Raw genomic sequence first — 4,490 nt, forward strand, 5'->3', positions numbered from 1 at the left:
GATGCATGGCTGTCGCTCAGGGTTCACTGTCCGGTTTCGTCCGGTGGCCAGCTCGACGAGCGGCTGGAAGAACATCCGCGGGCCGCCCCGGTCGAACAGCTTCCGGCGGCAGTCACTCGGTCAGGCGCGCCAGGGCGGCCAGCGGGACAATGCTCGCTTGTCGTGCCTGGAAAGGCCGATACAGCGGATGGCGGCAGATCATCGTCAGGTGACGAGGGGCGCGGTGGGGTGGGTGGGACGGGTACCGCGGGTGCCGCGGGCGCTGGGGTGGGTGCACGGGTATCGCCGCGCCTGGCTGCGCGGCGACGTGCTTGCCGGAGTGACGGTGGCGGCCTACCTGGTGCCGCAGGTGATGGCCTATGCGGGGGTCGCGGGTCTGACGCCGGTGGCGGGGCTGTGGGCGGCGTTGCCCGCGCTGACGATCTACGCGGTGTTCGGGTCCTCGCGACAGCTGTCCGTCGGCCCGGAGTCGACGACGGCGCTGATGACAGCCGCCACCATCGGGCCGCTGGCCACGGGGGACCCGGGCCGGTACGCGGCCCTCGCGGCGGCGCTTGCGGTTGTGGTCGGGCTGTTGGCGCTCATAGCGGGGGTGGTGCGGCTGGGGTTCGTCGCCGATCTGCTCTCCCAGCCGATCCTGGTCGGTTACCTGGCCGGTGTCGCCATCATCATGATTGTCGGTCAGCTGGGCAAGACGACCGGTGTTCCCGTGTCGGGCAAGCATCTGTACGGTGAGGTCGCGTCGTTCGTACATCACGTGGGGGCGGCCCAGGTGGGCACCGTCGCGCTCGCCGCGAGCGTGCTGGTGTTCCTTTTCCTGCTCGAGTGGCGCTGGCCTGGCGTGCCGGGGCCGCTGCTCGCCGTCGTGCTGGCCACAGCCGTCGCCGCGGTGTTCGATCTGCGCGCGCGTGGGATCGCGGTCGTCGGCGGCATTCCCGGCGGCCTGCCCCGGCCGACGCCGCCGGCTGCCGAAGACCTGGTCAAGCTGGTGATCCCCGCTCTCGGGGTGCTGTTCGTCGGGTTCACCGACAACATGCTGACCGCCCGGGCGTTTGCCAGCCGCGCCGGCCACGGGGAGATCGACGCGGGCGGGGAGCTGTTCGCGCTCGGCGCGGCCAACCTCGGTACCGGGCTCCTGTCCGGTTTCCCGGTGAGCAGCAGCGGCAGCCGCACCGCGCTCGGCGCAGCCGCCGGCAGCCGCAGCCAGCTGCACTCGTTGGTCGCTGTCGTCGCCGTGGTCGGGGTGCTGCTGTTCCTGCACCCGGCGTTGGCCGCTTTCCCGACGGCCGTGCTCGGCGCGATCGTCATCTATGCCGCGGTCCGGCTGGTGGATGTGGCGGGCTTCCGGCGCCTGGCCCGGTTCCGGCGCAGCGAACTGCTGCTCGCGCTCGCCGCGCTCGCCGGTGTGCTCACCTTCGACATCTTCTACGGCATCCTGATCGCCGTCGCCCTGTCGCTCGCCGACCTGCTGACGCGGGTGGCGCGGCCGCACGACGCGATCCTCGCCCGCGTGCCCGGGGTCGAGGGCATGCACGACATCGACGACTACCCGGGCGCCGAACTCATCACGGGTCTTGTCATGTACCGCTACGACTCGCCGATCTTCTTCGCCAACGCCCAGAACTTCCGTCGCCGCGCGCTTGCCGCTGTCGGCGAGATGGCGCGACGAGGCCCCGTCGAGTGGTTCGTCCTCAACATGGAGGCGAACACCGAGGTCGACATCACCGGCCTGGACGCCCTGGAGGAGCTACGCGCGGAACTCGCCGGCCGGGGCATCGTCGTCGCGCTCGCCCGCGTCAAACAGGAGCTGCTCGACGCTCTTGTCGCCCATGGCGTGGCCAGCCGGATCGGTGCCGGCCGCATCTTCCCGACCCTGCCCGCCGCGATCGCCGCGTACACGGAGGCCGCCGGCCTCGCAGATAAGAGCGCCCGAGGATAGGACTGTCCGGCTCGCGGCTCCCCGCATCCCGCCCGGCCGCGTTGTCGTCAGTCGGCTCCCAGCACCAGGGCGCCTTCCTCCGCCGCCTTGCCGGATCGGGCGCGGCTGAGCCGCTCACTGATCGAACGCCCTATCCTCGGGCGCTCTAAGCACCTCGGGCGGGAGCACCCGGCGTCCTGACCCGTGCTGATACCGATCAGCGGGCGGCCCGAGCCAGTCGGCGCGGGCGTCTTACGACGGCTTCCGAAACACGCCCTAACGCCCCAGGAGCGGTCCGAACTCCGCATCCCAGTTGATCAGATCAGGCTCCATCTCAGCCGGAACGGTCGTGTAGGTGTGGCGCAGGAAGGCGGCGACCCGCTGCGACGGGAGTTCCAGGTCCGCCCGGCCGGTCGGACTCGTCAGCGTCAGCGCCGTGATCCGCGGTCTGTCACCGTGGGCCGGCCGGACCCACACGTCTCCCATGTCAGCCGGCTGAGGGCCGCCTGCCGCGAGCAGGTCGCGCGCGAACGTCCACCTGACGGTCTCGCCGGCCGCCACCCGAATGACGAGTGTGATCGCGATGGGGTCGGCGGGATCGAAGATCATATAGCCGGTCAGCGGCAACCGTTCACCGTTGTCCGTGACCAGGGCGATGGGCAGGTCACGGCTGATTTCCTTTGCCGCGGATGACCGATGGCGGGGCATCTCGACCGTCCTCGTCTTCGTCCTTGTCCATGTCGTGGGCTGTTCTGCGCTCGCCTGACCAATTCTGTCCGCACGCACCGCGCCGATCATGAGACAGCCGGTCAGCGTTGGCAGGAGGAACGGACTCCTGCGTCTGGTCCGACCGGCGGAACCTCACCGTCGTGTCACGCACGGCTTCGGCTCCATCGCCCGTGCCGAGGCGGACGAGGTCAGCGACGTCGATCTGTTGGCCGGCCTCGCTCCCGGGCGAGGGCTGTTCGATCTCGGGGATTCATCAGCGACGCCGCGGCGGCGCTGGACGTCCACGTCGACGTGACCACGGTGGCTGGGCCGCGGTCGCGGCTACGGGCGGGTTCTCGCTGAAGCCGTCGAGTTGTGAAGCCCGACGACGAGCGCCTCCGCGGCGTCGTGGGCCGGGCCGTTCGCAACCAGCCCGCCCGGTGCCAGACCGCCGACGAGGAGCGCCGTGAGGGCGGCGGTCACCGCCCACAGTTCGCGTCGTGTGAGGTCAGGCTCGCCGACGTGGTCGCGCCGTCCGGTGTATCCGGTGAAGAACCAGCGTGCGACCGTTGCCCCGTTGGCCGCCGTCGCGACGACCAGCGCCAGCATCGGCAGCGGTGACGATTCGCGGATTCCCTCGATGAGGAGATCTTCACCGACGAATCCCACCGTGGCCGGGAAGCCGGCGACGGCGAGCCCGAGGAGCAGGAAGGCGACGGCGAGTTTCGGGGTGCGGGCAAAACTGCCACCGGCTCCGGTGCTGCCGATGGGCCCTCGGCGGGCCTCGGTCGCCGACAGCACCATCAGGACACCGGCCATCCCGATGGCGTAGACCTGCCAGGCCAGAATTGCCCCGGCCACGGTCGTCGGTGACGCGTCCGCGATGCCGCACGCGACGATCCCCGAGACGCTGACGGCCAGGGCGCTCAGTCCGCGCCGGGCGTCGGGCTGGACGAGCCCGAGCAAGCCGCCGAGCAGCGCGGACACGGCGCCGGTCACGAGCAGCCCGGTCCCGGGCGCTGGTATGCCGCCGGCAAGGAGCAGCATCGGAGCGGTAGGAGCGGTCAGGAACACGACGACCAGGCCCATGGGCGCGGACTCCACCAGGCCGGAGATCCACAGGTGTAGGGGCAGCAGACCCAGCCGGACGGTGACGGCGGCGACGATCGCCGCGGTGCCGATCGTGCCCGCCCATCCCGGCGCGCCGTGGACAGCGAGGACGATCACCCCGAAGGCGGCCAGCGTGATACCGAACACCTGGTGGACGGCGAACAGCCGAGCCGCCCCCCGCGGACCGAGACGGCCGCGTAGCTCATGGCACGTCGCGGCGGAGGCCAGCGCCCACAGGGCCACGATGACGGCCGGCTCGCCGGTCGCGGTCGTCGCGAGCCCGCTGGCGAGCACCACCAGCACGTGGGTGAACGTGCTGGTGGTGTGTGTACGCATCGGTGCCAGCGCGACGGCGAGGAGACCGGCCAGCGCCGTGGCGACCGGCGTCCACCGGGCCCAGCCCGCCGCCAGGGTGGCCGCCGTGTGGACGCCGGCGTCGGTCAGCGCGTCGTCGACGAGTCCGGCCAACGGGACGCAGCCGACCGTCACCGCGAGCGCGGCCCCTGCCCAGGCTGTCGCGTGGGCCCGTGCTCGCCGCGCGTCGAGGCGTCGGCGGGCGAGATCGCCGGCGCCGAGCAGTGGCAGGACAGCGGCCAGCAGCGGGCCGAGCGCCACCGTCATCATCGTCCCCCGGCTGCGACATCGTCGGCTGGCGCGCTCTGGCCGGCCTGTTCGTGGACCGGCGCGCTCCCGCTGACGGGCCTGGGGGCCGCGGGGCCATGCGGCGCCGTGCCCAGCGCCCCCGTGCCGCGTG

The 4,490-nt window shown here is 71.9% G+C and carries 3 protein-coding genes; 1 reads left to right on the plus strand and 2 read right to left on the minus strand.

All coding sequences use genetic code 11. From position 1 onward, the window contains the following. Nucleotides 1-187 precede the first annotated feature (187 nt). On the plus strand, nucleotides 188-1,939 hold the full coding sequence (gene sulP, locus MJ783_RS19590; RefSeq protein ID WP_370651718.1) for a sulfate permease: 1,752 nt from the start codon (nucleotides 188-190) through the stop codon (nucleotides 1,937-1,939). Between the two features lie 255 nt (nucleotides 1,940-2,194). Here sulP and MJ783_RS19595 read toward each other — a convergent pair whose 3' ends face one another. Further along, nucleotides 2,195-2,626, minus strand: a complete 432-nt coding sequence (locus MJ783_RS19595; RefSeq protein ID WP_239312429.1) for an SsgA family sporulation/cell division regulator — start codon at nucleotides 2,624-2,626, stop codon at nucleotides 2,195-2,197. A 342-nt stretch (nucleotides 2,627-2,968) separates the two neighbouring features. After that, nucleotides 2,969-4,360 (minus strand): proton-conducting transporter membrane subunit, encoded by a 1,392-nt coding sequence (locus tag MJ783_RS19600; protein ID WP_239312431.1) that lies wholly within the window; start codon nucleotides 4,358-4,360, stop codon nucleotides 2,969-2,971. Nucleotides 4,361-4,490: the final 130 nt, after the last annotated feature.

The organism is Protofrankia sp. Cj3 (assembly GCF_917627355.1).
GTDB lineage: Bacteria > Actinomycetota > Actinomycetes > Frankiales > Frankiaceae > Protofrankia.

Bases quoted from the DNA above. Each gene is read 5' to 3' on its own strand.
- MJ783_RS19595 (WP_239312429.1), bottom strand. From the start codon at position 2,626: ATGCCCCGCCATCGGTCATCCGCGGCAAAGGAAATCAGCCGTGACCTG.
- sulP (WP_370651718.1), top strand. From the start codon at position 188: ATGGCGGCAGATCATCGTCAGGTGACGAGGGGCGCGGTGGGGTGGGTG.
- MJ783_RS19600 (WP_239312431.1), bottom strand. From the start codon at position 4,360: ATGATGACGGTGGCGCTCGGCCCGCTGCTGGCCGCTGTCCTGCCACTG.